Below are 25,581 nucleotides of genomic sequence, written 5' to 3'. Positions count from 1 at the left end.
GTTGCTGCCATGACTCGGTTCGTCAGGCTGGGAGCACTGCTCACCGCACTCGTCGTGACGGTCCTGCTGGCAGGCTGTTCGTCCGGTGGCGACGATCGTCGGGCCGGGCTGCCCGCGGACTTTCCGGCCGAACAGGTTCCGCTGGTCGACGGGCAGATCATCGCATCGGCGGGTAGCGGCGATCAGTGGACACTCACCGTGCAGGCACCGGCGAACGCGGGTAACCCGCTCGACGGTGCTGTGCGCAAGCTCACCGACGACGGCTACCAGGAGAACGGGCGTGACACCGCGGGCGGGCAGACCGTCGTCCGGCTGTCGTCGACCAAGGATCAGCGCACCTATTGGGTGACCGTCGGGGTGTCGCCGGTGGCGGCCGGCGGCCCGACGTCGCTGTTCTATCAGGTGAGCACCGGCTGATCGCGCTCCCGGTGGCATGACCGCCGCCCGGTGGCAGGTGATGGCCGCTGCGCACGCGCCGGGCGTTCACAGGGGACTCACAGTGTTCGGGCAGACGGGGCCCAGTGCCGGTGGGCACCGTGGGCGGAGATGATTTCCTCCTCCCGAAAGCGAGAGTGACATGTCGGTGTCCGACACCACGACGCCCGATCCGTCGAACCAGCCCTCCGGGGCGGCCGACGCCGCGACCACGCCACTGCCCGGCGCGCCCGCTCCCGCCCCGATGACCGTCGGCGCAGCCGGGGTTCCCCCGACCGCCCCGATCACCCCGACCGACCCGATCACGCCGAGCGGCCCGACCGGTCAGGTGCCGGTGGCGCCGGCCGAACCGGCGCAGCCGGGCCCGGGTCTGCCGGACAAGACCAAGAACGCGATCATCGCCGGCGGCATCGGACTCGCCGTCGGGTTCGGTCTGCTCGGCTTCGGTGCCGGCTATGTGGTCGGTGACTCCGGGTCGTCGCAGACCACCCAGCAGTCCCCGTTCGGCGGGGGCGGCAACGGCCAGATGCCCGGCGGCGGGATGAACGGTCAGATGCCCGGTGGTGGCATGGGCCAGATGCCGGGGACCGGCAACGGTCAGATGCCCGGCAACGGTCAGATGCCGGGGACCGGCAACGGCCAGATGCCCGGGCAGGGCCAGAACGGGCAGGGCCAGAACGGACAGGCTCCGACCACCACCCCGTCGCAGTCCGACGGTCAGACCCAGACCAGCTGAGTCCGGCACGCTCCGGGTCCCGCGGTGGACCCGGAGCCCGCCGGAGGCAGCTACTGGTCGAGTCGTCGTTCGGCGTAGGCCCGGAGGTTCTCCACCTGGTCGGGATCCAGTGACGGCCGGACCCGGGTGCGGGCGTCGGCGATGTCGTCGGCGGTGACCGTCGCGGCGTCGATGTTGCGGCGCATCGCCGCCAGTGCCGACTCCCGCAGCAACGCCGAGCAGTCCGCGGCGGAGTAGCCGTCGAGATCGGCGGCGAGGTCGTCGAGGTCGATGTCGTCGGCGAGGGGCACCGACTTGCCCGATGTCCGCAGGATGTCGCCGCGCGCTGCCTCGTCCGGCGGCGGCACGAACACCAGACGTTCGAGCCGTCCCGGCCGCAGCAGTGCCGGGTCGATCAGGTCGGGCCGGTTGGTGGCACCGAGCACCACCACGTCCTGCAGGGGTTCCACACCGTCGAGCTCGGTCAGCAATGCCGCGACCACGCGGTCGGTGACCCCGGAGTCGGTGGACTGCCCGCGCCGCGGGGCGAGTGCGTCCACCTCGTCGAGGAAGATCAACGACGGCGCGGATTCCCTTGCGCGAGAGAACAGGTCGCGTACCGCCCGCTCGGAGGCGCCCACCCACTTGTCCATCAGTTCGGCACCCTTGACGGTGTGCACCGACAGCCGGCCCGACGCCGCGAGCGCCCGCACCACGAAGGTCTTCCCGCAGCCGGGCGGACCGAACAACAGCACCCCGCGCGGCGGGTCCACCCCGAGCCGGGCGAAGGTGTCGGGATGCTGCAACGGCCACAGCACCGCCTCGGTGAGTGCCTGCTTGGTCTCGACCATGTCGCCGACGTCGTCGAGGGTGATCGAACCCAGTGCCACCTCGGGGGATTCGGCCCGTGACGCCGGCCGGATCACCTCGAGTGCGCCCTGCAGGTCGGCGTCGGACAGGGTCGGTGCCGGCCGGTCGGGGCTGTCGGTGCGGGTGTACCGGGCCGCGGCCCGCAGCGCCGCCTCTCGGGCCAGCGCCGCGAGATCGCCGGCGACGAAGCCGGGGGTGCGGGCGGCCACCGTCGACAGGTCGAGGTCGCCGTCGGTCGGTACTCCGCGGAGGATCGCCGCGAGCAGTTTGGCGCGGACCGCAGCATCGGGCAGGCCGATCGTCAGCTCGCGGTCACACAGATCCGGATCACGAAGGCGCGCATCGATGTTCGCCGGCTCGGAGCTCGTCGCAACCAGTGCGATCGTCGGCCGCTGGGCGTCGTGCGCGGCCAGTGCGGTACGCAGTGCGTCCAGGATCAGGGTGGACACCGGTTCGGGCTCGTCGGGCAGCAGGGCGTCGATGTCGGTGATCAGCAGGACGCCGCCGCCGGACAGGGTACCGATGGCGTCGGTGACCGCACGCAACCGCGAATTCGCCTCGGTGGCACCGACTGTCGGTCCGTCGACGACGGCGAGTGGGCGACCTGCGACCACCGACCGCACCACCGTCGTCTTGCCGACCCCGGCCGGTCCGGTCAGGATCACACCGAGATGCGGTGTGGCGCCGAGGGTTCGGAGTACCTCGGGCTCGTCGAGGGTGATGGTCAGCCATTCGGTGAGCCGGGCGACCTGTGCGTCGACGCCCACCAGTTCGGCCACCGGGCGCGGTGGTTCGGACCCCTGCGGTGATCCCGGGACCGATTGGGCGGCAGGCGGTGTCGTCTGAGTGGCCGCCGAGGCCGAGGCCGAGGGTGTCGTCAGCGGTGCGCCCGCCGATGCTCCGTCGAACCCGGTGCCGACGGGGTCACCACCCACCGTTGCCCACAGCACCGCGGTGTTGGGTTGCACACTGACCGGGCCGCCCGGCTCGGTGGCCGAGACCGTGAGCAGTTCGTTGGTCCAGGTGATGCCCACCGACCGGGCCAGCGTGCGGGTGGCCTCGGCGGCGGTGAGCTCGGGGCCCAGATCCCGGGGCAGCAGCGACACCGCATCGCCCACCGACAGCACCTTGCCCAGCAGCGCGCGTCGCAGGGTGGCGGGGTCGGCGCCGTGGGTGGCCAGCGCCGAGCCGGTGACGATCACCCGGTTCGCACCGTGCACCGGCACCGGGGCGATCACCACGGTCGCGTTCTCCCGCACACCGGCATTGGAGAAGGTGATGTCGTCGAGCAGGATCGTGCCGGTCGGGGCGTCGTCGGCGGCAGCGGCGGCCACCGCCGCGGTCACCCGTGCACCGGTGATGCTGACCGCGTCCCACTCGCGCAGTCCGAGTGCGGTGAGCACCTCGCGGTGGACACGGACGATGCCGCGGCGGGCGTCGGCGGCGGACGGATTGAGTCGGGCGGTGAGCGTCAGCTGCGCGGTCACGTCGTCGGATCTCCCGGTTTGTCGGTCGGCGCACCGGACGTCGACGGGGGACGTCGGCCGGTGGGCCGGTGCAGTCCCAGCCGGCCATCGGATTTCTTCATCGTCTGCCGCCGGCCCGGGATGATCCGCCGGCCGGGCTGGCTGCGGGCGAGTGCACGCCGCTCGGCGCGGCGTTCGCGCGGCGGGGCATCCCAGTGCTCGGGACGCGAGGCCACCCAGCGGCGGTTGCGCCACGCGAACGGGATGTGCGCGGCGTACAGGCCGATCAGGATCATCATCAGCACATACGGGTAGGTCAGCAGCAGTGCCGCCCCGATCGCGACCAGGATCAGCAGCACCGGCAGCGCCCGCGGCGACACCTTGGATGCCTTGAACGAGTACGTGGGGACCCGGCTGACCGCGAGGAGCGCCACCAGCAGCAGCCACGCCCCGATCGCGGTGTTCGACGTCCACCAGCCGTCGCCGAACTGCTGGTACAGGCCGATCGGGAGCAGCGCACAGATCGCGGCGGCCGGTGCGGGCACCCCGACGAAGAAGTCCCGGGTGTAGCCGGGGGCGTCGTCGTCGTCGAGCAGGGTGTTGAACCGGGCCAGCCGCAGCACGATGGCGCAGCAGTAGATCAGCCCGATGCCCCAGCCGATGTCGGAGCCGTCGAGCAGGGCGAAGTACACGATGCCCGCCGGCACCACGCCGAAGTTGATCGCATCGGCCAGGGAGTCGATCTCGGCGCCCATCTTGGTGGTCGCACCCATCATCCGGGCCACGCGCCCGTCGATGCCGTCGAGCAGTGCGGCGGCCACGAGCAGCGCCATCGCCGCGTTCACGTTGCCGTTGACGGCGAAGCGGATCGCCGTCATCCCCGCGCAGATGGCGAGGATGGTGAGTGCCGACGGGACGAACATCCGCGACGCCGACGCCTGCCGACGGATCCGCGACTGCTGATCGGCGGTGGTACGGCGGCCGGTACGTGAGGCCACCCGGGCGGTGGGGGTACGCGCCGCTCCGGGTTTGCGGTCCGGACGAGCGTTCATGGTCAGCCCTGCGGTTCGAGGCTCGCGAGCAGGGTCTCGGCGCCGACGGTCCGCTGCCCGATCCGGACCTGCTGTGTGGTGCCCGGGGGCAGGTAGACGTCGACGCGTGAACCGAATCGGATCAGTCCGTAGGTCTCGCCGAGGGTCAGGTGGTCGCCGACGACGGGATTGCAGACGATGCGGCGGGCGAGCAGCCCGGCGATCTGGACGACGGCGATGTCCTCGCCGCCGTGATCGGGGCGGATCGTCATGGTGGTGCGTTCGTTGACGTCGCTCGCATCGGGCAGGTCGGCGGAGACGAACCGGCCCGGGGTGTGGGTCACCGAGGTGACCGTCCCGGCCACGGGAACCCGCTGCACGTGCACGTCGAACAGGGACAGGAACACCGACACGCGGGGCCGGGGGTCGGGACCGAGACCCGACTCGGCCGGCGGAACGGCCTCGTCGACCAGGCAGACCTGGCCGTCGGCGGCCGCCACCACGGCGTCGGTCTCGGTGGGCGGTACCCGGTCGGGGTGCCGGAAGAACGCCGCACATGCGCCGGCCGTGAGTGCCGCGGGAACCGAGATCCACCGATGACGACGTCCGGCGACGGCCACCGCCGACGCCGCGGCGACGAACGGAAGACCGGCCGGATGGACCGGTGGGACGGTCTCGCGAACCAGCTCGACCAGGTGTGCGGGTGACAGACCGTCTGGTGCGTCCGGTCGCGGGCGCCTCGCCACGGCTCATCCTCTCGCTGGTGTGACCGCGCCGAGACCGGCGCGGTCCGTCCAGCTTAGAGCGCCCGGTGCGGCGCGCTCCACCGGTCCGCCGGTGGGGTGCCGACAGGTCGGTCGCAGGTGCGGCGTCAGAGCACGATCACGTCGACGGACTCGCCCGCGGCCACCGCGGTGACCTCCACCGGGACGTCGATCAGTGCATTCGCCTCGGCGAGGAACCGCAGGTGGTGGCTGCCCGGCGGGCCGATCGGCACCACCTGGGCCCCGTCGGGGGTCTCGGTGATCACCCCGCGCATGAACTGGCGTTTGTCCGCCGGGGACCGCAGGTCGGCGGTGAGTCGTGCGGTGACGCGTCGTCGGCCGTCGGGCAGGGCCATCGCGGTCCGCAGGGCGGGGCGGATGAACACCTCGAACGACACCAGCGAACTGACCGGATTGCCGGGCAGGGTGATGATCGGTACCCGTCGGCCGACCGGCGTGAGGAGCACCCCGGCGCCCTGCGGCATGCCGGGCTGCATCGCGACCTTGACGAACTCGACGGCGTGACCGGTGTCGGCCGGGTCGGTGAGGGCCTCCTTGACCACCTCGAATGCGCCGGCGCTGACCCCGCCGGAGGTGATGATCAGGTCCGCGTCCCCCGCGGTGGCGTCGAGCTTCGCCAGGAACTGCGGCACGTCGTCGGGCACGAAATGCTCGTGCCGGCCGAGGGCACCGGCCTCGCGTGCGGCCGCGGCCAGCATGGCGCTGTTGGACTCGTAGATCTGCCCGTGCTGCAGCGGGGTGCCGGCCGCCACGAGCTCGGAACCGGTGGACAGCACCACCACCCGCAGCCGGCGCGCGACGTTCACCTCGGCGATCCCGAGGGCGGCGAGCAGACCGATCTGGGGGGCGCCGAGCGTGGCACCCGCGGCGAGTGCCACCTCGCCCGCGGTGATGTCGGAGCCGGCGCGGCGGATGTGTCTGCCCTCGGTGGGGGCCGCGTGGAAGCCGACCGTCCCCGATGACACGGAATCGGCGCCGGGTGCGAACGAGGCGTCGGTGTCCTCCACCGGGACCACCGCGTCGGCGCCGTCGGGCAGCGGGGCACCGGTCATGATCCGGTGGGCGGTACGGGGGGCGAGGGCCACGGCATCGGTCCGGCCGGCCGGGATGTCGGCGGCCACCGGCAGGCGCACCGGGGCGTCGGGGGTGGCACCGGCGAGGTCGGCCGCCCGCACCGCGAACCCGTCCATCGCCGAATTGTCGAAGCCCGGCAACGAGATCGGTGCGACGACGTGGTCGAGGAGTCCCGACCCGTGGGCGTCGGCCACCGCAAGGCGGACGGGGTCGGGTGCGGCGAACAATGCCGCGATGGTCTGCTGATGCTCGGCCACGGAACGCATGACGCCCAGCATGCCATTGCGGTTGGGACTAGATTCGCCCTATGAGCCTGGGACTGCTGCTGGACATCGATGGGGTGATGGTCACCTCGTGGAAGGCGCTGCCGGGTGCCCTCGAGGCGGTGGCGACACTCGCCGAGCGGGGATATCCACGGATGTTCCTCACCAACACCACATCCCGGTCACGTGGAGAGATCGCCGCCGCACTCGTCGAGTGCGGCTTCGACGTCGCACCCGACGAGATCCTCACCGCCGCCAAACTCACCGCCGAATACCTTGCCCGCCACCACGCGGGCAAACGGGTGTGGGTGCTCAACGAGGGGCCGATCGCCGAGGACATGACCGGGGTGCCGCTCACCGACGACCCGGCGCAGGCACAGGTGGTGGTGCTCGGCGGTGCCGGTCCGGTGTTCACCCACAAGGCGCTGTCGGCGGTGCTGGAACTGCAGCTGGCCGGGGTGCCGGTGATCGCCATGCACCGGTCGATGACATGGTCGACGGCGCAGGGGCTCTCGATCGACACCGGCGTCTACCTCGAGGGGCTGGAGAAGGCCACCGGACGCAAGATCCGCGCCATCGGCAAACCGTCCCCGCTGGGGTTCCGGGCCGCGGTGGACCTGATGAACCTCGACCCGACACAGGTCGTGATGGTCGGCGACGACATGCACAACGACGTGCTCGGCGCACAGGCGGCGGCGCTGATCGGCGTGCTGGTGCGGACCGGCAAGTTCCGGCAGGAAGCTCTGACGGCGTTGCAGCGTGACGAGTTCGGGCCGGTGCCCGACCACGTCATCGACTCGATCGCGGATCTGCCCGCACTGCTGGCGAAGATCGACGGCTGATCTCCCACGCGGCTGACACGGCAACGATGTTGTCGCGCAACGGCTGTTGACGAATTCGACCAGGTCACGCAGCCGGCGTCGGGTGGTGAGCGCGTCGGAGGTGGTGGCGGTGTCGAGTTCGGCCGGCGGAGATTTCGACTCGACTTGTCGCTGCGCTCCTCGTCGGCTCAATCATCGTATGTTCTCGACGGCCGATCATCGTGTGTTCACATCGGATCGAGCAGCGTGTGCTCACGTCGGATCGAACGCCGCGTGTTCTCGACGGCCCGATCATCGTGTGTTGCTTGGTGATCGGGCGTTGCCGTCGACGTCGACTCATCTGGACCAGGTCTTCGACGCCGACGGCTTCCTGCGCGCCGATCAGTTGCGCTCGGCGGCCTTCTTGATCTTGTCGAGGGTCTCGGCCATCCCGAGCTTGAGTTCGGCCTCGAAGTTCTCGGTGCCACCCATCATCTTGTCGACCAGCAGGGCCGAGATCTTCGTCGTCGACCCGCCCGGCACCTCGCGGCGTTCGGTCACGGTGACACCCGAGTCGGTGGGGGTGATGGTGTAGCTCCACACCGTGCGGTTCTCCGCGACGCGGAAACCGATCTCCTCGTTGGGGGTGAAGCGCACCACCTTGGAGGTGGTCGGCCACACCAGCGGACCACGCTGGTTGATGTTGATCGTCTTGGTGCCCAAGGTGATCGGGCCGCGGATGATCATCTTCTTGCACTGCGGGCTCCACTCGCCCATGCGCTTGAGATCGGAGATCACCGACCACACCTGTGCCGGTGTTGCGTCGATGTCGATGGATGCCTCGATGAGCGGCGCGGCCACGTCGTTCCCCCTCCGGGTAGGTGCACATACACAACAGGGCCGACTGTGTCGTCGGCCACAGGTGAACCCTAGAGGCTTATTGTCTGTCCGTCAATAAGGCTGGATCGGTCTGCGCTCAGACGAGTACGGCGGCGGCGATGATCGCGCCGATGCCGACGAACACCGTCGCGGTGATCCATCCGGCCGGGTGGGCGTCGTCGTTCTCCTCGAGCAGCAACGTGCCGAGCTTGCCGGGGGTGAGCCAGTCGATCAGCACGAACGACCACATCATCACCGCGATCGCGACGACGACGTAGACGATCGTGTAGACCAGACCCCGCCAGAGTTCCAGTCCCGCACCGTCGATCACGCCGGCCATCGTCACCAGCACCAGACCGATCACCATCGACGCGGTGAGCAGCACGGCATTGCGGTTCTGCTCGGCCCACACCGACTGCCGCAGCCGGCCCGGCGTCACCAGATCCAGTGCCACGAAACCGATCACCAGCAAGGCGATTCCCACCAGCGAGTACGACGCACCGGCCGCCAGGTTGTCGCGCACGATCTCCACTCGAGCCTCCTGTGGTCGTTCGGGCCGGTCGTCCCGTGTGGTCCGAACCGGTCGTTCGGACAAACCCTAGCGAACGAGCCCCCCGACGCGGCTCGCAAAACGCGAGGACGTCGAGGGGCTCGTCACCGATCGGTGCCGGCCGGACCGGTGGCCGGCCGGGCGGGTTCGCCGATTAGGTGAGGTTCACCAGGTCGTAGGTGTCCACATTCGCCGACAGCTTGCTCAGGTGATCGTTGCCGTCACCGAGGGTGTGGCTGATCGCGGTGAGGCGGCTGGTGTAGTGACCCACCGGGTACTCGGCGGTCATACCGATGCCGCCGTGCATCTGGATGGCCTCCTGGCCGACGATGCGACCGGAGCGGCAGATCTGCAGCTTGGCGCGCGAGGCGATGATCGGGTCGGTGATGCCGTCGGCCAGTGCGGTGGTGGCGTACTGGCTCATCGAGCGGGCCAGCTCCACCTGCACGTAGACGTCGGCGGCACGGTGGGTGAGCGCCTGGAACACCGACAGCGTCACGCCGAACTGCTTGCGCGTCTTGAGGTATTCGACGGTCAGGTCCAGGGCCCGCTCCATCGCGCCGACGGCCTCGGCACACAGGGCGGTCTGGATGCCCACCTCGGCGTCGGCGATGACGCCGGCCGCGTCACCGGAGCCCAGGCGGGTGGCCGGGGCGTCGGTGAACTCGATCTGCGCGCCGCGACGACGATCGTGGGTGCGGTAGGCGGTGCGGGTGACACCCTCGGCGTCGGCGTCCACCAGGTACAGGCCCAGCTCGCCGTTCTCGCGGGCGGAGACCACCAGCTTGTCGGCGATGTTGCCCTGCGGCACCAGCGATTTGGTGCCGGTCAGCTTGCCGTCGGCCACACTCGCCTGCACGGCGGCACCCGGCCAGCGGTCGCCGGCCTCGTGGTGGGCGAAGGCCATCAGGAGCTCGCCGGAGGCGAGGCCGCCGAGCAGCTCGGCGCGGGTGGCGTCGTCGGCGGTGGCGGCGATCAGCGAGCCGGGCACGAGCACCGCGTCGAGGTAGGGCTCGGGGGCCAGGGCGCGACCGATCTCGGTCATGACGCTGGCGAACTCCACCGGGCCGGCACCCATGCCGCCGTCTTCCTCGGCGAAGGTCAGGCCCAGGATGCCGATCTCGGCGAGCGAGCGCCACACGTCGGTGCTCCAGCCGCGCTCGGTCTCGGAGACCGCGCGCAGCTTCTCGACGTCGTAGGCCTTGCTGAGCACGTCACGCACGGTGTCGCGCAACATCGTCTGTTCTTCGGACAGTTCGAAATCCATGTTGGTTCCTCGGGTTGGGAGGTCGGAGGGCGGTGGGATCGAGGCGCGCGGCCTACAGACCCAGCACGGCCTTGTCGATGATCTGGCGCTGAACCTCCGACGAACCGCCGTAGATGGTCACCTTCCGGTAGTTCAGGTAGGTGGGTGCGGTCAGCTGCGCCCACTCCGGTGCGGCGATCTCGGCCGAACCGTTCGGGGCGGCCGGGTCGATCCCGGCGACCGGCAGCGAGTCCGGGCCGGCGATGTCGGCGAGCAGCTCCATGGCCTCCTGCTGCAGCTGGCTACCGCGCAGCTTGAGCAGCGACGACGCCGGATTCGGCTTGCCGTCGGCCGACGACGCGACCACGCGCAGCTGGGTGAGTTCGAGGGCCAGCAGCTCGTTCTCCAGCTCGGCCAGACGAGCCGACAGCAGCGGATCGGTGATCAGCGGCTTGCCGTCGGCGCCGGTGATCTCGCGGGCGAGTTCCTTGGCGCGGGCCAGCTTGGTCTTGGTGTAGCCGACGCGGGCGATGCCGTTGCGCTCGTTGCCGAGCAGGAACTTGGCCTGGGTCCAGCCCTCGTTCTCGTTGCCGACCATGTTCTCGGCGGGGACGCGCACGTCCTTGAAGAAGACCTCGTTGACCTCGTAACCGCCGTCGATCAGCTGGATCGGGCGCAGTTCCACACCGGGGGTGTCCATCGGGAACAGGAACATCGAGATGCCGGCCTGCTTCTTGACATCAGGGTTGGTCCGGGCGAGGCAGAAGATCCAGTCGGCGAACTGGCCCAGCGTGGTCCAGGTCTTCTGGCCGTTGATGACGTAGTGGTCACCGTCGCGCACCGCGCGGGTCTTCAGCGACGCCAGGTCGGAGCCGGCCTCGGGCTCGGAGAAGCCCTGGCACCACCAGATGTCGAGGTTGGCGGTCTTCGGCAGGAAGCGTTCCTTCATCTCCTGCGAGCCGAACTGCGCGATCACCGGGCCGATCATGCCGGCGTTGAACGGCAGCAGATCCGGCACGAAGTTCAGTGCCATCTCTTCGCGGTAGATGTGGTGCTGGATGGGGGTCCAGTCCTTGCCGCCCCACTCGACCGGCCAGTGCGGGACCGCATAGCCGGCCTCGTTCAGGATGCGAGTGGTGGTGACGATGTCGTCGGGGTAGTTGAGGTTGCCCGCGGCGCAGCGTTCACGCAGATCCTTGGGAACCTGGGTCGTGAAGAAAGTCCGCAGCTCGTCCCGGAAAGCTTCCTCACTTGAACTGAATTTCAGGTGCATGGTTCCCTTCCTACACTCTGGCGTCCGCCGTCGATACCTGGACCCCTGAATCGGGGCGTATCGAGGCCAATCGTCTCATGCGTGCGGTGATCAGGGCGCCCACCACGGCCAGGGCCAGCACATATGTCACGTATCCGATGACGGTCTCGCGCAGCCCGACATGACCGACGAGGAGTCCGGCGATCACCGCGGGCACGCTGAACGCCACGTAACTGACGATGAACACGGTGGAGAACACCTGACCGCGCTGCCCGGCGGGGGTGCGGTTGCTGACCGAGTCGAGGGCACCGATGTAGGTGCCGGCGAATCCGGAACCGGCGATCAGCGATCCGACGACGTAGGTGGGCAGGTTGCCGGCGAGGACCCCGACGAGCGAGATCACCGCACCGCCGGCGAGGGCGGGGTAGCCGAAGGTGAGTTTGCTCGCCGGTGCCCGGCCGGTGATCAGCAGCGAGGTGATCGCCGCGGAGCAGAAGAAGCCGAACAGCAGCAGGCCCGCCTGGGCGTGGTTGTCGACGTCGAAGACCTTGGCCACCACCGACGACCCGAGCGACAGGAACAGTCCGCCGAGCGACCATGTCGCGATGAAGGCGGGCAGCGCGATCCAGAACTCACGGCGGACCTCGGCGGGCACCGAGGCCCGCGGTGCGAGAGTGGTGGCGACATGCCTGCGTGACGAGAAGCCCACGCGCTCCGAGGTTTCCGGGACGATCAGCAGTGCGATCATCAGTACGGCGTAGAGCGCGAGGGTGATCTCGTAGATCAGGAACCGTGGGGCCGGGGCGTACTGGACGAGGATGCCGGCCACCGCGACCCCGCCGGCCAGGCCGATCGCCGGGGCCGCACCGCTGATCGCCGATCCGGTCTTCGCCGACGGCTGCATATCGACGACGGTCGCGGTGAGCGTGCCGATCGCGGCGCCGGTGGCCAGGCCCTGCAGGGCGCGCGCGGCCATCAGGATTCCCACGCCGTCGGCGGCCAGGAACAGCACCATGCTCACGATCAGCAAGGCCAGTGCGCCGGCGAGCACGGGGCGGCGTCCGATGTGATCGGACAGCGATCCCACCGACAGCAGGCTGATCAGCATCGTCACCACATAGATCGCGAACACCAGGGTCAGGGTGAACGACGAGAATCCCCAGAGCTCCTGGTAGACGGGGTAGAGCGGCGACGGCGCGGCCGAGGCGAACAACACCATCACCAGCGTCGTCGTGATCACCCAGAAGGCGCGATGGGGGTGCAGCCGTGACATCCTGTCCTCCAAAAGCAAATGTGTTTGCGTTAGTTCAGAACGCTAACACGGTGGCGATGCCTTAATGCAACGCAGTTTGCAATAATTGATTCCATGGGTGCATCGGCAGCGGCTTCGGACACCGAGGACTCCGGACCGGGCGGCGCGCGCCGCCCGGGCGGACGCAGTGCGCGGGTGCAGCAGGCGGTGTACTCGGCGGTCGGCGAACTCGTCGGTCGCGGCCACCGCGACACCATGACCATTCCGCAGGTGGCCGAGATCGCCGGGGTGAATCCCACCAGCATCTACCGTCGGTGGGGATCGATCACCGCGCTGCTGGAGGAGGTCGCGGTCGCGGTCCTCACCCGCGGCGAGGACATCCCCGACACCGGAACCCTGCGCGGCGACCTCGACGCCTGGGCGACGATCATCGGCGCCGACATCACCCGGCCCCGGCGCCGCGCCTATCTGCGAGCCCTGGTCAACTCACGCGACGAACCCGTCGAACTGTGCCCGTGCTGGGAGATCCGCCGCGCACAGGCCGAGACCATGGTCGAGCGGGCCCGCGTGCGTGGCGAGGCCGCCCCGACGGTGACCGCCATCCTGTGCCACATCATCGCGCCGCTCTATCACCACGCGGTGTTCGGACTGCCCATCGACGACGAATTCGCGGCCGGACTCGCCGAGGACACCATGCGGATGGCCCTCGACGGCTAGGCTCGGCCCGCATGAAGCATGTGCACTCGTTCACCGAGGATGTGCTGGCCGATCTCGACGCGGTGGGTGTGGCCGCGGCCATCGCCGCCGGTGACTTCTCGGCCACGGAGGCGGTCGACGCCGCCCTCGCCCGGATCGACACGGTCAACCCGCAGCTCAACGCGGTCGCCGTCGACGACCGGGAACGTGCCCGCAAACGCGCCGCCGACGAGGCCTATGCGCCCGGGGTGTTCGCCGGGGTGCCCTCGATCATCAAGAACAACACCCTGTTCGCCGGGCTCCCGACACGGCACGGATCGGCGGCGGTCCCCGAGCGTGCGGCCGCCGCCAGCGAACCGTTCACCGAGCAGTTGCTGGCCACCGGGGTCAACCTGGTCGGCGCGTCCACGCTGCCCGCGTTCGGACTGACCGCCACCACCGAGTTCGTCGACCGCGACCCCACCCGCAACCCGTGGGACACCGACTTCTCGTGCGGGGCGTCCTCGGGTGGGTCGGCGGCTCTCGTCGCGGCCGGCGCGCTGCCGATCGCGCACGCCAACGACGGTGGCGGGTCCATCCGCATCCCGGCCGCCGCCTGCGGGCTCGTCGGTCTCAAACCCACCCGCAACCGGGTGGCGCCGTCGCCTGAGGGGGAGTCGATGCCGATCGACCTGATCTCCAACGGCGTGCTGACCCGCAGCGTCCGCGACACCGCATACTTCCTCGCCGACGCCGAACGGTTCCGGCCCGCACCGGATCTGCCGCCGGTCGGGCTGGTGGAGGGGCCGTCGGAGCGTCGGCTGCGGATCGCGATGCTCACCGAACCGCTCACCGGTCAACTCCTCGACCCGGACACCCAGCGCGGTCTGACCGAGGCCGCCGAACTCCTCGAAAGTCTCGGTCACCGAACCGAATTCGTGCCCATCCCGGTGGAACGTGACTACGTCGACCAGTTCACCGCCTACTGGGCGATGCTGGCATTCGCGCTCGACCGGTTCGGAAAGCGCATGATCGACAAGGACTTCGACCGATCGCAGCTCGACCCGTTCACCCGGGGGCTGTCGCGCCGATTCCTGCGATCGTTCTGGCGGACCCCGTCGGTGCTGCGCGGACTCAAGAAGTCGACGGCGCAGCTGCGCGAGACCTTCACCCAGTTCGACGCCGTCCTGTCGCCGACCCTCGCCCACACCACCCCGGAGATCGGATACCTCGATCCCGGTGGCGATTTCGACGAGATCTTCTCCCGGTTGACCCGCTATGTCGCGTTCACCCCGGCCAACAACACCTCCGGTACCCCGGCGATCAGCCTGCCGCTGGCCCGCACGTCGACGGGACTGCCGCTGGGAATCCACTTCTCGGCCGATCTCGGGGACGAGCGCACCCTGCTCGAGCTGGCCTACGAGCTCGAGGCCGCAGCCCCCTTCGCGCGGATCCAGGACGCGGTGTAGAACCGAACCGACACGCAGACCAGATGGTGGAGGCACAACGATGGGGACGCCCGGTGAGATGAGTGAGCGGTGCCGGTGAGCAGGAATGGCCGGTAACAGCCGCACTCCCGGACAGTCCGTGGCCGGGCGGGTGCTGTCCATCCTGGGTGCCTTCGACCGCAGACACCGCGCGCTCACCCTCACCGAGATCGCCACCAGGACCGAGATACCGGTGCCGACGACCCATCGGCTGGTGGCCGAGATGGTCGAGTGGGGTGCGCTGGTCCGCGGCGACGACGGCCGCTACGTCGTCGGCAAACGCATGTGGGATCTGGGATTGCTCGCCCCGGTGGAATCGGGTCTGCGGGACGCGGCCACCCCGTTCATGCACGATCTGCACGCCACGACCCGTGCCACGGTCCATCTCGCCGTGCGCGAGGGGACCCGGGTCCTCTACCTCGACACGCTGTCGGGCAGCACCTCGGTGCCGGTGGTCAGCCGCCTCGGCAGCCGGCTCCCGATGCATGCGACGGGCGTGGGAAAGGTGTTGCTGGCCTACGCTCCCGGCGAGATCCGCCATCAGGCGCTGGCCGATCTGCCCCGGATCACCCGGCACACGATCGCGGTACCCGGTGTTCTCGACCGCCAGCTCCGGCAGGTTCGCCAGCTCGGGTATGCCACCACCACCGAGGAGATGACGCTGGGGGCGTGTTCGGTGGGTGTGCCCATCGTGGTCGACGGCGAGGTCGTCGGGGCACTCGGTGTGGTGGTGCCCACGCTCGGCCGGACCAGGGCGTCACTGGTGGCCGCACTCCGCGTCGCCGCCGCGGGAATCGCACGGACACTGGGTGATTCGGCAACCCCGGGCGTCGTCGATCGCTGATCGCTGCTCGCCGGTCGGGTGGTCGGTCCACGACACCAGGGCCGCATCACCTGAGAGGTGATGCGGCCCTGGCGCGTCGGTGCTCGGTGCCCGCTGTCCCGGTGGGGAGCGGGCGTCCGGTCAGTGGTTCACGACCTCCTTCTCGGCGCCCACACCGGTGATCGAACGGACCTCCATCTCCGCATTGCGTTCGGGGGTACCGCGATCCGACGGTGCGGTCAGGGTGCCGATGATGCCGAGCGCGAAGGCCAGCGGGATCGAGACGATGCCGGGGTTCTCCAGCGGGAACCAGGCGAAGTCGGAGCCGGGGATCATCGAGGTGGCCTTGCCGGAGACCGCGGGGGAGAAGATGATCAGGAGCAGCGTCGACCCCAGACCGCCGTAGATGCTCCACAGGGCACCGCGGGTGTTGAAGCGCTTCCAGTACAGCGAGTAGATGATGGTCGGCAGGTTGGCGGCGGCGGCGATCGCGAAGGCCAGGGCCACCAGGAAGGCCACATTCTGACCGTTGGCCAGGATGCCCAGGACGATACCGACCACACCGAGAGTGATTGCGGCGTAGCGCGAGACCCGCACCTGATCGTCCTCGGAGCACTTACCGCGCTTGATCACGCTGGCGTAGATGTCGTGGGCGAACGATGCCGATGCGGTGATCGTCAGACCGGCGACGACGGCGAGGATGGTCGCGAAGGCGACCGCGGCGATGATGCCGAGCAGTACCGTGCCACCGAGTTCGAAGGCCAGCAGCGGGGCTGCGGCGTTCTCCTTGCCGGCGGCGGCGAGGATGCGGTCGGGGCCGACGATCGCGGCGGCACCGTAGCCCAGGATCAGGGTGAACAGGTAGAACGCACCGATCAGGGCGATGGCCCAGACCACCGAGCGGCGGGCCTCCTTCGCGGTGGGGACGGTGTAGAAGCGCATCAGCACGTGGGGCAGACCCGCGGTGCCGAGCACCAGGGCGATGGCCAGCGAGATGAAGTTGATCTGCGACTCCAGCGAGCCGCCGTACTTGGCGCCGGGGGCGAGAACGTCACGGGCGGCGACGGCCTCGTTGCTGGACCCGCTGATCGCATGCTGTGCGCTGCCGAGGATCTCGGACACGTTCAGCCCGAACTTGGCGAGCACCATCAGGGTCATCGCGGCGGCACCGGCGATCAGCAGGACGGCCTTGATGATCTGCACCCAGGTAGTGCCCTTCATACCGCCGACCAGCACGTAGACGATCATCAGCGCGCCGACCACGGCGATCACGATGGACTGTCCGGTACGCGATTCCACGTCGAGCAGCAGGGCCACCAGGCCACCGGCGCCGGCCATCTGGGCGAGCAGGTAGAACACGCTCACCGCGAGGGTCGAGATCGCCGCGGCCAGGCGCACCGGGCGCTGCTTGAGGCGGAAGCTCAGCACGTCGGCCATGGTGAACTTGCCGGTGTTGCGCAGCAATTCGGCCACCAGGAGCAATGCCACCAGCCAGGCGACGAGGAAGCCGATCGAATAGAGGAAGCCGTCGTATCCGTAGACGGCGATGGCGCCGGCGATACCGAGGAAGCTGGCCGCCGAGAGGTAGTCGCCGGCGATGGCGATCCCGTTCTGAGGGCCGGAGAAGCCGCGGCCCCCGGTGAAATAGTCGGCGGCGGAGGAGTTGTTGCGGCTGGCCCGGATCACCACGAACATCGTGAACGCCACGAAGGCGACGAAGATCGCGATGTTGGTCACGGGGTTGCCGACGGCGCCGGCGGCGAGTGCGGTCATCAGACTGCCTCACTTTCCATCTCGGCGCGGATCGCGGCGGCCTTCGGGTCGAGGTCGCGATTGGCGAAGCGTACGTAGGCGAAGGTGATCGCGAAGGTCGTCACGAACTGCAACAGACCCAGGATCAGACCGAGGTTGATGTTGCCCCAGACCGGCGTCGCCATGAAGTCGTGGGCGAAGGCGCCCAGCAGGACGTAGACGGCATACCAGAGCAGGAAGAACGCGGTCATCGGGATCACGAAGCGCAGCAAGGAGCGCTTGAGATCCCGGAACTGCGGACTCGCCTGCATGGCGATGAACTGCTCGCCTGTCGGCGTCGGCGGTGGCGGCGTCACCGTCGTGTCATGTTCGGCAGTGGACACGAGTTCCTCCAAAGCTGTGATGGTTGTTGGAGACAGATTCCACTGAGTCCCAGATCACACACAATGGGGTGGCCTGCGTCACACGACGAAGCCGATGATCTGTGCGCCGGACGGTCGGTGCCGACCGACGAACGGTCGGCGGCCGGCGGTGATACAACTGGGCGATGCGCCTGCTCTGGGATCAGCACGCCTGCCTGCCGTTGCAGCCCGACGCCGACGTCGAGCCACTGTCGCGATTCGCCCGGCCCGGCCCCACCTATGTGTCGGTCAACGTCGGCTACGCCCCGCAGACCTGCGCCGACTCCACCGTGCTGCTGCATCGGTTCCGTGCCGGCGTCACCGCCCATCCCGGTCTACGGCTGATCACCGACGTGGCCGAGGTCGACGCCGGTGTCGACCAGATCGCGATCGGCTTCGATCTCGAGGACTCCAACCCGCTCGACGGCGACCTCGACAACGTCGCGGCCTTCGTCGACCTCGGCGTGCGCACCATGCTCCCGTCGTACAACCACGCCAACCGCGCCGGTTGCGGCTGCCTCGACACCGACGACACCGGCCTCACCGCGTGGGGCCGTGACCTGGTGGCGGAGATGAACCGGTCCGGGATGGTCCCCGACGGCTCCCACTGCAGCGCCCGCACCGGTCTGGACATGTGCGAGGTCTCCACCAGGCCCGTCATCTACAGCCATTCCTGCATGCGGTCGGTGTGGGAGCATCCACGCAACATCACCGACGAGCAGGCCCGCGCCTGCGCCGACACCGGCGGCGTCGTCGGGATCACCGGCGTCGGGATCTTCCTGGGGCCCAACACCCCCGACCTCGACGCGATGACCCGGCACCTGGAGTACGCGGTCGAGCTGATCGGCATCGACCACGTCGGCGTGAGCACCGACCATTCCTTCGACGCCGCCGACTTCCTCGACGAGATCCGCAACCACCCGGATTCCTTCGACGACTCCTACACCCGCTGGGGCGACATCCGGTGGATGCCACCGGAGACCTTCATCGGCCTCGACCGCCATCTGGCCGGTCGGGGATGGTCCGACGCCGACATCACCGCCGTCCTCGGCGGCAACTTCCGCAGGGTCGCCGAGCAGTCCTGGTGACGTGACCTCGGTTCCGGTTGCGGCTCAACCATCCAAAGGGGTTGCGGTAGTTGGGTCGTGAGTTGGTTACGGTGATTGAGCCGGTACCGAGCGTAGCGAGGCACCGTGTCGAAATCTTCGTGAGTCGATGTCGGATCTGGTTGCGGCTCGACCATCCAAAGGGGTTGTGGCAAAGTGTTGTTGGTCTTGCCGCGTTGATCTGGTTACGGTGATTGAGCCGGTACCGAGCGTAGCGAGGCACCGTGTCGAAATCTTCTTCGTGAGTCGATGTCGGATCCGGTTGGGGGCATTGTTGTCTCGCCGGGTTTCGACTCGGGTCCGCGCCTGGCGGCTCGGTCCCGGTTCAACCATCCAAAGGGGTTGTGGCAGAGTGTTGTTGGTCTTGCCACCTTGATCGATCCTATTCTGAGACGTCGGTTCTGGTTGTGGCTCAACCATCCAAAGAGGTTGCGGTAGTGCGGTGGTGAGTTTGTTACGGTGATTGAGCCGGTACCGAGCGTAGCGAGGCACCGTGTCGAAATCTCCGCAGCCCGACGTCGGATCCGGTTGCGGAAACCCTACTCCGGCAGTCGTTCCACGCCCATACCCACCCGCTCCGGGACGTGCATCCGGGCAAAAGTGCGGGCCAGATCGCGGGGGACTCCGCGTCGGGTCGCGAGACTCACCGCCACCATCGTCGCGAATGCCAGGGGCACCGTCACCGCGGCGGGATAGCCGATGATGACGGCGGGCCAGCCGCCGAGCGCTTCGTCGTCGATCACCCCGGCGATCGCCAGCGACGTCGCGAGCCCGGACGACACCCCGCCGACGACGAGTCCGGTGATCGCGCCGGCCGGGGTGAGGCCGCGCCACCAGATCCCCAGGATCAGCAGCGGACACAACGTCGACGCGGCGACCGCGAACACCAGACCCACCGTCCGGGACAGTTCCAAGGAGGTGGCGGCCAGCGACAGGATCACCGGGATCACACCGCCGATCACCGCGGCGACCCGGAAGTCGCGGATGCGCCCCGACAACACATCCGTCGACAACGCCCCGGCCACACTCACCAGCAGCCCCGACGACGTCGCCAGGAACGCCGCGATCGCACCGGCGGCGACGAGGGCGCCGAGGAACTGACCGGCGAAACCACTGATCGCCGCCGACGGCAACAGCAGCACCGCGGCGTCGGCGGTACCGGTGATCAGCAGTTGCGGCACATAGAGTCTCGCGAACACCCCGAGGAGCAGCGGAAACAGATAGAACAGGCCGAGCAGGGCGATCACGGTGAGTGCGGTGCGGCGTGCGGTCCGCCCGTCGGGGTTGGTGTAGAACCGCACCAGCACATGCGGCAGGCCCATCGTGCCGAGGAACGTGGCGATGATGATCGAGTACACCTGGTACAGCGGATGGGCGCCACCGAGCCCGCCACCGGTGGAGATCCACGACGACCCGGTCGTCGGGGCGCCGGCGACGACGGGCGTGGCCGCGTCGGCGTCCAGATGGATGACGGTGCCCTCACCCAGCGTGTACGTGCCGGGCCGGGGGATCGCCGCATCGGCGACGGTCTCGCCGTCGAGCACTCCGGTCACCCGCACCCCGTCGGTCTCGGTCACGGTGACCACCGTCGGGGTGGTGACGTCGACGGTGGTGGCCTGGTCGACGCGGGGTGGTGCGGCCTCACCGACCGGTTGCCGGTCACCGAGGAAGACCACCACGAGCGCCAGGGCGGGGACCCCGATCGCGGTCAGTTTGAGCCAGTACTGGAAGGCCTGCACAAAGGTGATCGACCGCATGCCGCCGCCGACCACGTTCACCACGACGATCAGTCCGACGGCCACCGCCCCCACCCAGATCGGCACGCCCAGAAGGATGTTCAGGGTGAGCCCGGCTCCCTGGAACTGCGGGATCAGATACAGCACGCAGACGCACACCACCACGCACATCGCGGTCAGCCGTGCGGGGCGGGAGGACAGCCGGAACTCGGTGAAATCCGGGACCGTGTACGCCCCGGAGCGGCGCAGCGGTGCCGCCACGAACAACAACAGACCCAGATAGCCCGCGGTGAATCCGACCGGATACCACAGCGCATCGGCACCGTACTTGGCGACGAGCCCCGCGACGCCGAGAAACGATGCCGCCGAGAGGTACTCGCCGGAGATGGCGGCGGCATTCCAGCGGGAGCCGACGGCGCGCGAGGCCACCAGGAAGTCCGAGGTGGTGCGCGCGAATCGTCCACCGTAGGCGCCGATCACCAGAGTCACGCCGGCGGCCAGCAGCAAGGCCACCCCGGTGAGCGCATCCGCCCCCGACATCAGCGCGGGCCCTCGTCGTCGACGACACCCATGAAGTCGCGTTCGGCCTGTTCGGCCAGACGCACAAACAACCGGCCCGCCCCGTAGAGCACCGGATAGAGCAGCACACCGAGGACCAGCCAGGACAATCGGATTCCGAAGACCGAGTACTCGACCAGGGTGGGGAACACCAGGCCCGCCACCGGGATCAGCGAGATCAGGACGGTCAGACTCAGCCCGAGTCGCAGGGCCAGACCCAACTGTGCGCGCATCAGCCCCCGCACCAGGGCATCACCCACCTCGGTCTGCTCCTGGACCTCCACGCGGGTGCGCACCATCCGCGCACCGCGACGCCGTGCGAGGACGACGCGTTCGCGGTGCGGCTGCTCGGGTGGTCGGGTCATCCCCGATCGTCCCCGGATCGATAGGAACGCATGGGATCTCGGATCAGCCGGTCCTTGAGTTCGCGGACCTGGCGTCGGCTCACCGGCAGTTCGGTGGCCTCCGAGGCGCCGTTGGCCCGCACACACACCACCGTGCCCGAGCCCGCCGTGCGCAGCCCGGTGACCATCGGCAACGCCACCAGATACGACCGATGCACTCGGGCGAAACCGTGATCCTGCCACCGTGATTCGAGGACCGACAGCGGGATACGTACCAGGTGGGCGCCCTGCACCGAATGCAGTCGGGCGTAGTCGCCGACGGCCTCCACCCAGGAGATGCTGTCGCGGCGCACCAGCGACGTCACGCCGCCGAGCTCGACGGGGATCACGTCGTCGTCGGGACGAGTGGTCTCGGCAGGGGTTTCCGGCGCCGGTGCCGAGCGCGCGGCGGCAACCCGCTCGACGGCCTGCGCGAGGCGTTCGGTGCGCAGCGGTTTGAGCAGATAGTCGAGCGCGCCCACCTCGAAGGCGTCCACCGCACGGTCGTCGTGGGCGGTCACGAACACCACGGCGGGCGGCGCGCTGAGTTTGCCGAGGACGGTGGCCAATTCGATCCCCGACAGCCCGGGCATGTTGATGTCGAGGAACACCGCGTCGATCGCATGGTCGTTGAGTTCGCGCAGGGCATGGGTGGCGTCGCCGGCCTGGTAGACCTGTCCGATCTCCGGGTGCCGGTCGAGCAGGTAGGCGAGCTCGTCGAGGGCAGGTCGCTCGTCGTCGACCGCCAGCACGGTGAGGGTCATCGTCGGTTCACTCCCATCCTCGTCACACCCGCACCCCAGCACGGAACTTCGGTACCCGCATGCCGACCTTGGTACCCGCCCCGATCCCGGTGTCGACCACAAGACCGTAGTCGTTGCCGAATGCCGCCCGCAGCCGATGGTCGACATTGGTCAGGCCGACGTGCGCCCCCGACGACTCGCTGCGCGAGGCCTCCGCAGGCGGGTCGAGCGCGTCGATGTCGCCGGAGCGCAACAGTTCCGGATCCATTCCCACGCCGTCGTCCTCGACGGTGATCACGCAGTCCGATCCCTCGTCGCGGGCGATGATGGTGATGGTCCCGCCGCCCTTGGCGGCCAGGCCGTGGCGCACGGCGTTCTCCACCAGCGGCTGCAATGCCAGGAACGGCAGGACGACGCCGAGTACCTCGGGTGCCACCTGTAGCCGCACCTCCAGGGACGGGCCGAACCGGGCGCGCTCGAGGGTGAGGTAACGGTCGATGTTGCGCAGTTCGTCCGACAGCAGCGTGAACTCGCCGGCCGCACGGAACGAGTAGCGGGTGAAGTCGGCGAAGTCGACGATCAGCTCGCGGGCCCGGTCCGGGTCGGTGCGGACGAACGACGCGATCGTGTTGAGCGCGTTGTAGATGAAGTGCGGGCTGATCTGCGCGCGCAGCGCGAGCACCTCGGCACGGTCGAGCCGGGCCCGGGATGCGTCGAGCTCGGCGAGCTCGATCTGGTTCGACACATACCGCGCGACCTCGGCGATGGCCCCCAGCTTGCCCGGACCGGGACGTCCGGCGGTGGCCACCACCAGCGCCCCGACGCCGGTGTCGTCGGCGATCAGCGGCTGCGCGATCAGCGCCCGCACGGGGGAGTCGGGTCCGCACGGATCGTTGACGAGCACGCGCCGGCCCCGCGTCACGGCATCGGCGGCCGCGTCACCGGCGGCATCGACGACCGGCCCGGCCCAGATCGACGACTCGTCGGGACCGTGGGCCAGCAGCATGCCGGTGGCGTCATACAGCGCCACTCCGTCGGCGGCGGTCAGCGAGCGCAGCGGTCCCAATGCGGCCCGCGCCGACTCCGCCGACAACCCGCCACGCAGCGACGTCGCGGCCTGCGACGCGGTGTGCAGTGCCTCGTGGACGGCACGTTCGGTGGGGGTGGCCACCACACGGCGGGTACGGATGAGCGCCACCAGACCGAGCACCACACCCACGGCGACCACCGCGAGTGTCACCGCCAGACCGCTAGACATCGCAACTCACATCAGTGATTGTCGCCTGCCCGACCCGTTCGATATCAACTCCGATGAGCGAGGACCAGGGCACTCCACCACCTGCCGACGAGGGGCCGCACCGATACTGGGCGCGCGGTGTGATCCATACTACAATGCGACCGTGGTCACAGCTCGAACAGGAACAGGTGCAGGCAGCGTCCTGGACTCTCTGCCTGATCGGCACGTCCGCGCGGTGATGCGGGTGCTGGAACGCTGTGCCGGGATCGACGACCCCGAGCGGTTCCGGTTCACCGTCGTCGACGCGATCAGATCGACCTTCGGGATCCGCGACGTCACCTTCTTCGCCGGGGCCTCCTACGACGCCGCGTTCGCCGACCCGAATCCCGTCCTGACCGGAGCGGCCGCCCCCTTGCTCGACGAGTACCAGGCCCGCTGGCGCGACAAGGACGTGTTCGCGACCGACCGGGCCCGCAGAATCCTCCAGCGTGACGGCTACCTCGAAGTCGCCGATCTGCAGGCGTTGCCGGCGCCGCAGCACTCCTACGTCGTCGACTACCTGGTCCCGAACGGGATGACGGTGGCCTCGGCCATCCACCTGCGGACCCGATCCGGGGATGCGCTGGTGGGGATGTTCGACTCGCGGCGCCAGTTCGACCGCGACGACGTCGTCGCCGTGAGATTCCTCGCGACCCAGCTGCGCGCACATGCCTCCGCGGTGTCGTTCGACACCGGAGATCAACTCAGGGTGCTGCTCTCACCCCGACAACTCGAGGTCGCCAAGCTGGTGGCCCGCGGCCTCAGCAATGCGGAGATCGCCCGGGAGATGACGCTCACCGAACAGTCGGTGAAGAAGTACGTCAGTCGGATCTTCACGGCGACAGGGTGCCCGAATCGGGCTGCGCTGACCGCCCGGGTCCTCACCGAATCCCCGCGCGGCGGGTGAACCGGACGCCGGGGGTCCGCCGCCCTGCGTCCGATCCTCCCGGGTCTGATCCTCCTGCGTTCAATCCTCGTACGTTAAATCCTCGTGCGTTCACCTACCCTGAGGCCGATTCGCCTGGGCGGTGAATTCCTCTGCCGCGGTGACGACATCGGTGGCGAACGTCCCCAGGGTCACCGACGTCGCCCCGCCGTCGACGGGGATGACCACACCGTTGACGTAGTCCGACATGTCCGAGGCCAGAAACGTTGCCACCGAGGCGATGTCCTCGGGATATCCCACACGGCGGCTCGGTTGGGTGGGTCCGAGACGATCGGCGAGGAACTGCAGGAACTCGCCGGATCGTGCGTCCTCCACCCCGAAGGTGCGCGACATGATCGGTGTCATGATGATCCCCGGTGCGATCCCGTTGGACCGGATGCCCAGCGGACCCAACTCGGCCGCGGCCTGCCGGATCAGCCCCACCACAGCATGTTTGGCGATGGTGTAGCCCGTCGTGCTCCAACCGCCTTGCAGGGCGGCCGCACTGCAGGTCGAGATGATCGAACCGCCGCTCTCCTGTTTCACGAACTGGCGGGCCGCATGGCTGTGGCCGAGGAGTACCGAGCGGGTCAGCAAGGCGATGGTGCGATCGAACCCGGCGGCATCCGTCTCCAGGATCGGCGACGGATCACCCTGTGCTCCGGCATTGTTCACCATCACGTCGAGTCGTCCGAAGGTGCTGACGGCGAGATCGACCGCGGCGGCGATGTCGTCCTCCGAGGTCACGTCGGTGTGCACATAGCGTGCCGCTGCACCGAGTTCGTCGGACAATGCGGTGCCGGCGTCGTCGGCGATGTCGCACAGGATCACCTGTCCGCCTTCGGCGATGAACCGTCGGGCCACGCCCTGGCCGATTCCGCTGGCCGCCCCGGTGACCACGGCGACCTTCCCGTTGAGCAGTGATGACATTCGTTCCTCCGTCGTGGTTGTCCGCAGGTGGCGGTGAGTGCAAGCTAGCAGCGGGGTCGACGGTGGTGACAGTCCTCGAAAGAGGACGTCCACATCGACTGCGGGGCAACCGATTGTCCTCTTTCGCGGACTGGTACTCGGCCCGGTGCGCGACCTACCGTGAGGTCA

General features: G+C 69.0%; 24 protein-coding genes. 8 read left to right on the top strand and 16 right to left on the bottom strand.

Features of this window, described 5'->3' with window-relative positions:
- Positions 1-9 precede the first annotated feature (9 nt).
- Both Q9K23_RS09060 and Q9K23_RS09055 read left to right on the top strand, forming a co-directional pair.
- Entirely contained in the window at positions 10-417 is a 408-nt protein-coding gene (locus Q9K23_RS09060) for a hypothetical protein (protein WP_020794374.1), read from the top strand.
- Between the two features lie 160 nt (positions 418-577).
- Complete coding sequence (locus tag Q9K23_RS09055) at positions 578-1,171, top strand: hypothetical protein (RefSeq protein WP_152972715.1); 594 nt, start codon at positions 578-580, stop codon at positions 1,169-1,171.
- A gap of 50 nt (positions 1,172-1,221) precedes the next feature.
- Here the strand turns inward: Q9K23_RS09055 and Q9K23_RS09050 are convergent, their stop codons facing one another.
- From Q9K23_RS09050 to glp, 4 genes are all read right to left on the bottom strand, one after another.
- Positions 1,222-3,507, bottom strand: coding sequence for an AAA family ATPase (locus tag Q9K23_RS09050; protein ID WP_053777137.1), 2,286 nt, complete (start codon positions 3,505-3,507; stop codon positions 1,222-1,224).
- Positions 3,504-4,538, bottom strand: coding sequence for a phosphatidylcholine/phosphatidylserine synthase (locus Q9K23_RS09045; protein ID WP_053777136.1), 1,035 nt, complete (start codon positions 4,536-4,538; stop codon positions 3,504-3,506). The genes Q9K23_RS09050 and Q9K23_RS09045 overlap by 4 nt, the downstream gene beginning before the upstream one ends.
- A 2-nt stretch (positions 4,539-4,540) precedes the next feature.
- Positions 4,541-5,263 carry a phosphatidylserine decarboxylase gene (locus Q9K23_RS09040; protein WP_020793708.1) on the bottom strand — a complete coding sequence of 241 codons (723 nt, stop codon included), beginning with the start codon at positions 5,261-5,263 and terminating at the stop codon, positions 4,541-4,543.
- A 125-nt stretch (positions 5,264-5,388) separates the two neighbouring features.
- Entirely contained in the window at positions 5,389-6,642 is a 1,254-nt protein-coding gene (gene glp, locus Q9K23_RS09035; protein WP_053777155.1) for a gephyrin-like molybdotransferase Glp, read from the bottom strand.
- A gap of 41 nt (positions 6,643-6,683) precedes the next feature.
- Between glp and Q9K23_RS09030 the strand changes: the two genes are divergently transcribed.
- Positions 6,684-7,481, top strand: coding sequence for an HAD-IIA family hydrolase (locus Q9K23_RS09030; protein ID WP_053777135.1), 798 nt, complete (start codon positions 6,684-6,686; stop codon positions 7,479-7,481).
- Positions 7,482-7,841: 360 nt separating this feature from the next.
- On the opposite strand, the gene Q9K23_RS09025 is transcribed toward Q9K23_RS09030, so the two are convergent.
- The 5 genes from Q9K23_RS09025 to Q9K23_RS09005 form a co-directional block, all read right to left on the bottom strand.
- A complete protein-coding gene (locus Q9K23_RS09025) occupies positions 7,842-8,300 on the bottom strand; it encodes an SRPBCC family protein (RefSeq protein ID WP_020794844.1) in 459 nt (152 codons plus the stop codon).
- 115 nt (positions 8,301-8,415) lie between these two features.
- Complete coding sequence (locus Q9K23_RS09020; RefSeq protein ID WP_053777134.1) at positions 8,416-8,850, bottom strand: DUF350 domain-containing protein; 435 nt, start codon at positions 8,848-8,850, stop codon at positions 8,416-8,418.
- 172 nt (positions 8,851-9,022) lie between these two features.
- Complete coding sequence (locus Q9K23_RS09015) at positions 9,023-10,135, bottom strand: acyl-CoA dehydrogenase family protein (RefSeq protein ID WP_053777133.1); 1,113 nt, start codon at positions 10,133-10,135, stop codon at positions 9,023-9,025.
- Positions 10,136-10,187: 52 nt separating this feature from the next.
- On the bottom strand, positions 10,188-11,387 hold the full coding sequence (locus Q9K23_RS09010; protein ID WP_053777132.1) for an acyl-CoA dehydrogenase family protein: 1,200 nt from the start codon (positions 11,385-11,387) through the stop codon (positions 10,188-10,190).
- Positions 11,388-11,397: 10 nt separating this feature from the next.
- On the bottom strand, positions 11,398-12,639 hold the full coding sequence (locus Q9K23_RS09005; RefSeq protein WP_053777131.1) for an MFS transporter: 1,242 nt from the start codon (positions 12,637-12,639) through the stop codon (positions 11,398-11,400).
- A gap of 93 nt (positions 12,640-12,732) precedes the next feature.
- Here Q9K23_RS09005 and Q9K23_RS09000 point away from each other — a divergent pair, with 93 nt between their 5' ends.
- The 3 genes from Q9K23_RS09000 (at position 12,733) to Q9K23_RS08990 (ending at position 15,624) form a co-directional block, all read left to right on the top strand.
- On the top strand, positions 12,733-13,335 hold the full coding sequence (locus Q9K23_RS09000; RefSeq protein WP_053777130.1) for a TetR/AcrR family transcriptional regulator: 603 nt from the start codon (positions 12,733-12,735) through the stop codon (positions 13,333-13,335).
- Between the two features lie 11 nt (positions 13,336-13,346).
- Positions 13,347-14,762 (top strand): amidase, encoded by a 1,416-nt coding sequence (locus Q9K23_RS08995; RefSeq protein ID WP_053777129.1) that lies wholly within the window; start codon positions 13,347-13,349, stop codon positions 14,760-14,762.
- An 85-nt stretch (positions 14,763-14,847) separates the two neighbouring features.
- A complete protein-coding gene (locus Q9K23_RS08990) occupies positions 14,848-15,624 on the top strand; it encodes an IclR family transcriptional regulator (protein WP_053777128.1) in 777 nt (258 codons plus the stop codon).
- 120 nt (positions 15,625-15,744) lie between these two features.
- Here Q9K23_RS08990 and Q9K23_RS08985 read toward each other — a convergent pair whose 3' ends face one another.
- Positions 15,745-17,376 (bottom strand): cation acetate symporter, encoded by a 1,632-nt coding sequence (locus Q9K23_RS08985; RefSeq protein WP_053777127.1) that lies wholly within the window; start codon positions 17,374-17,376, stop codon positions 15,745-15,747.
- Entirely contained in the window at positions 17,376-17,666 is a 291-nt protein-coding gene (locus Q9K23_RS08980; RefSeq protein ID WP_174519064.1) for a DUF485 domain-containing protein, read from the bottom strand. Before Q9K23_RS08980 ends, Q9K23_RS08985 begins: the two co-directional genes overlap by 1 nt.
- Before the next feature lie 236 nt (positions 17,667-17,902).
- Here Q9K23_RS08980 and Q9K23_RS08975 point away from each other — a divergent pair, with 236 nt between their 5' ends.
- A complete protein-coding gene (locus tag Q9K23_RS08975; RefSeq protein ID WP_053777126.1) occupies positions 17,903-18,844 on the top strand; it encodes a membrane dipeptidase in 942 nt (313 codons plus the stop codon).
- 557 nt (positions 18,845-19,401) lie between these two features.
- On the opposite strand, the gene Q9K23_RS08970 is transcribed toward Q9K23_RS08975, so the two are convergent.
- Genes Q9K23_RS08970 through Q9K23_RS08955 form a run of 4 tightly spaced genes read right to left on the bottom strand, consistent with a single transcriptional unit; the run spans position 19,402 to position 23,540 of the window.
- Positions 19,402-21,138: a cation acetate symporter gene (locus Q9K23_RS08970; RefSeq protein ID WP_053777125.1), complete on the bottom strand. Its 1,737-nt coding sequence runs from the start codon at positions 21,136-21,138 to the stop codon at positions 19,402-19,404.
- Positions 21,138-21,521 (bottom strand): hypothetical protein, encoded by a 384-nt coding sequence (locus tag Q9K23_RS08965; RefSeq protein WP_020793931.1) that lies wholly within the window; start codon positions 21,519-21,521, stop codon positions 21,138-21,140. Before Q9K23_RS08965 ends, Q9K23_RS08970 begins: the two co-directional genes overlap by 1 nt.
- Positions 21,518-22,303, bottom strand: a complete 786-nt coding sequence (locus Q9K23_RS08960) for a LytTR family DNA-binding domain-containing protein (RefSeq protein WP_020793930.1) — start codon at positions 22,301-22,303, stop codon at positions 21,518-21,520. Before Q9K23_RS08960 ends, Q9K23_RS08965 begins: the two co-directional genes overlap by 4 nt.
- A gap of 22 nt (positions 22,304-22,325) precedes the next feature.
- The gene (locus tag Q9K23_RS08955; RefSeq protein WP_053777124.1) at positions 22,326-23,540 is read right to left on the bottom strand and encodes a histidine kinase; all 1,215 of its coding nucleotides are present in this window, start codon (positions 23,538-23,540) and stop codon (positions 22,326-22,328) included.
- Positions 23,541-23,682: 142 nt separating this feature from the next.
- Here Q9K23_RS08955 and Q9K23_RS08950 point away from each other — a divergent pair, with 142 nt between their 5' ends.
- Positions 23,683-24,465 carry a helix-turn-helix transcriptional regulator gene (locus Q9K23_RS08950; protein ID WP_261977867.1) on the top strand — a complete coding sequence of 261 codons (783 nt, stop codon included), beginning with the start codon at positions 23,683-23,685 and terminating at the stop codon, positions 24,463-24,465.
- A 90-nt stretch (positions 24,466-24,555) separates the two neighbouring features.
- Here the strand turns inward: Q9K23_RS08950 and Q9K23_RS08945 are convergent, their stop codons facing one another.
- Complete coding sequence (locus Q9K23_RS08945) at positions 24,556-25,413, bottom strand: glucose 1-dehydrogenase (RefSeq protein WP_020794829.1); 858 nt, start codon at positions 25,411-25,413, stop codon at positions 24,556-24,558.
- Positions 25,414-25,581 lie beyond the last annotated feature (168 nt).

This window comes from Gordonia sp. NB41Y (genome assembly GCF_030718915.1).
Taxonomy (GTDB): Bacteria; Actinomycetota; Actinomycetes; order Mycobacteriales; family Mycobacteriaceae; genus Gordonia; species Gordonia desulfuricans.
This window is presented reverse-complemented; position numbering and strand designations above follow the sequence as displayed.

Excerpts from the sequence above, each read along its gene's own strand:
- Q9K23_RS08995 (WP_053777129.1), top strand. The coding sequence starts at position 13,347 with ATGAAGCATGTGCACTCGTTCACCGAGGATGTGCTGGCCGATCTCGAC.
- Q9K23_RS08985 (WP_053777127.1), bottom strand. The coding sequence starts at position 17,376 with ATGACCGCACTCGCCGCCGGCGCCGTCGGCAACCCCGTGACCAACATC.
- Q9K23_RS08990 (WP_053777128.1), top strand. The coding sequence starts at position 14,848 with ATGGCCGGTAACAGCCGCACTCCCGGACAGTCCGTGGCCGGGCGGGTG.
- Q9K23_RS09015 (WP_053777133.1), bottom strand. The coding sequence starts at position 10,135 with ATGGATTTCGAACTGTCCGAAGAACAGACGATGTTGCGCGACACCGTG.
- Q9K23_RS09000 (WP_053777130.1), top strand. The coding sequence starts at position 12,733 with ATGGGTGCATCGGCAGCGGCTTCGGACACCGAGGACTCCGGACCGGGC.
- Q9K23_RS09010 (WP_053777132.1), bottom strand. The coding sequence starts at position 11,387 with ATGCACCTGAAATTCAGTTCAAGTGAGGAAGCTTTCCGGGACGAGCTG.
- Q9K23_RS09055 (WP_152972715.1), top strand. The coding sequence starts at position 578 with ATGTCGGTGTCCGACACCACGACGCCCGATCCGTCGAACCAGCCCTCC.
- Q9K23_RS09045 (WP_053777136.1), bottom strand. The coding sequence starts at position 4,538 with ATGAACGCTCGTCCGGACCGCAAACCCGGAGCGGCGCGTACCCCCACC.
- Q9K23_RS08980 (WP_174519064.1), bottom strand. The coding sequence starts at position 17,666 with ATGCAGGCGAGTCCGCAGTTCCGGGATCTCAAGCGCTCCTTGCTGCGC.
- Q9K23_RS08945 (WP_020794829.1), bottom strand. The coding sequence starts at position 25,413 with ATGTCATCACTGCTCAACGGGAAGGTCGCCGTGGTCACCGGGGCGGCC.
- glp (WP_053777155.1), bottom strand. The coding sequence starts at position 6,642 with ATGCGTTCCGTGGCCGAGCATCAGCAGACCATCGCGGCATTGTTCGCC.
- Q9K23_RS09030 (WP_053777135.1), top strand. The coding sequence starts at position 6,684 with ATGAGCCTGGGACTGCTGCTGGACATCGATGGGGTGATGGTCACCTCG.
- Q9K23_RS08960 (WP_020793930.1), bottom strand. The coding sequence starts at position 22,303 with ATGACCCTCACCGTGCTGGCGGTCGACGACGAGCGACCTGCCCTCGAC.
- Q9K23_RS08970 (WP_053777125.1), bottom strand. The coding sequence starts at position 21,138 with ATGTCGGGGGCGGATGCGCTCACCGGGGTGGCCTTGCTGCTGGCCGCC.
- Q9K23_RS09060 (WP_020794374.1), top strand. The coding sequence starts at position 10 with ATGACTCGGTTCGTCAGGCTGGGAGCACTGCTCACCGCACTCGTCGTG.
- Q9K23_RS08965 (WP_020793931.1), bottom strand. The coding sequence starts at position 21,521 with ATGACCCGACCACCCGAGCAGCCGCACCGCGAACGCGTCGTCCTCGCA.
- Q9K23_RS08955 (WP_053777124.1), bottom strand. The coding sequence starts at position 23,540 with ATGTCTAGCGGTCTGGCGGTGACACTCGCGGTGGTCGCCGTGGGTGTG.
- Q9K23_RS09005 (WP_053777131.1), bottom strand. The coding sequence starts at position 12,639 with ATGTCACGGCTGCACCCCCATCGCGCCTTCTGGGTGATCACGACGACG.
- Q9K23_RS08975 (WP_053777126.1), top strand. The coding sequence starts at position 17,903 with ATGCGCCTGCTCTGGGATCAGCACGCCTGCCTGCCGTTGCAGCCCGAC.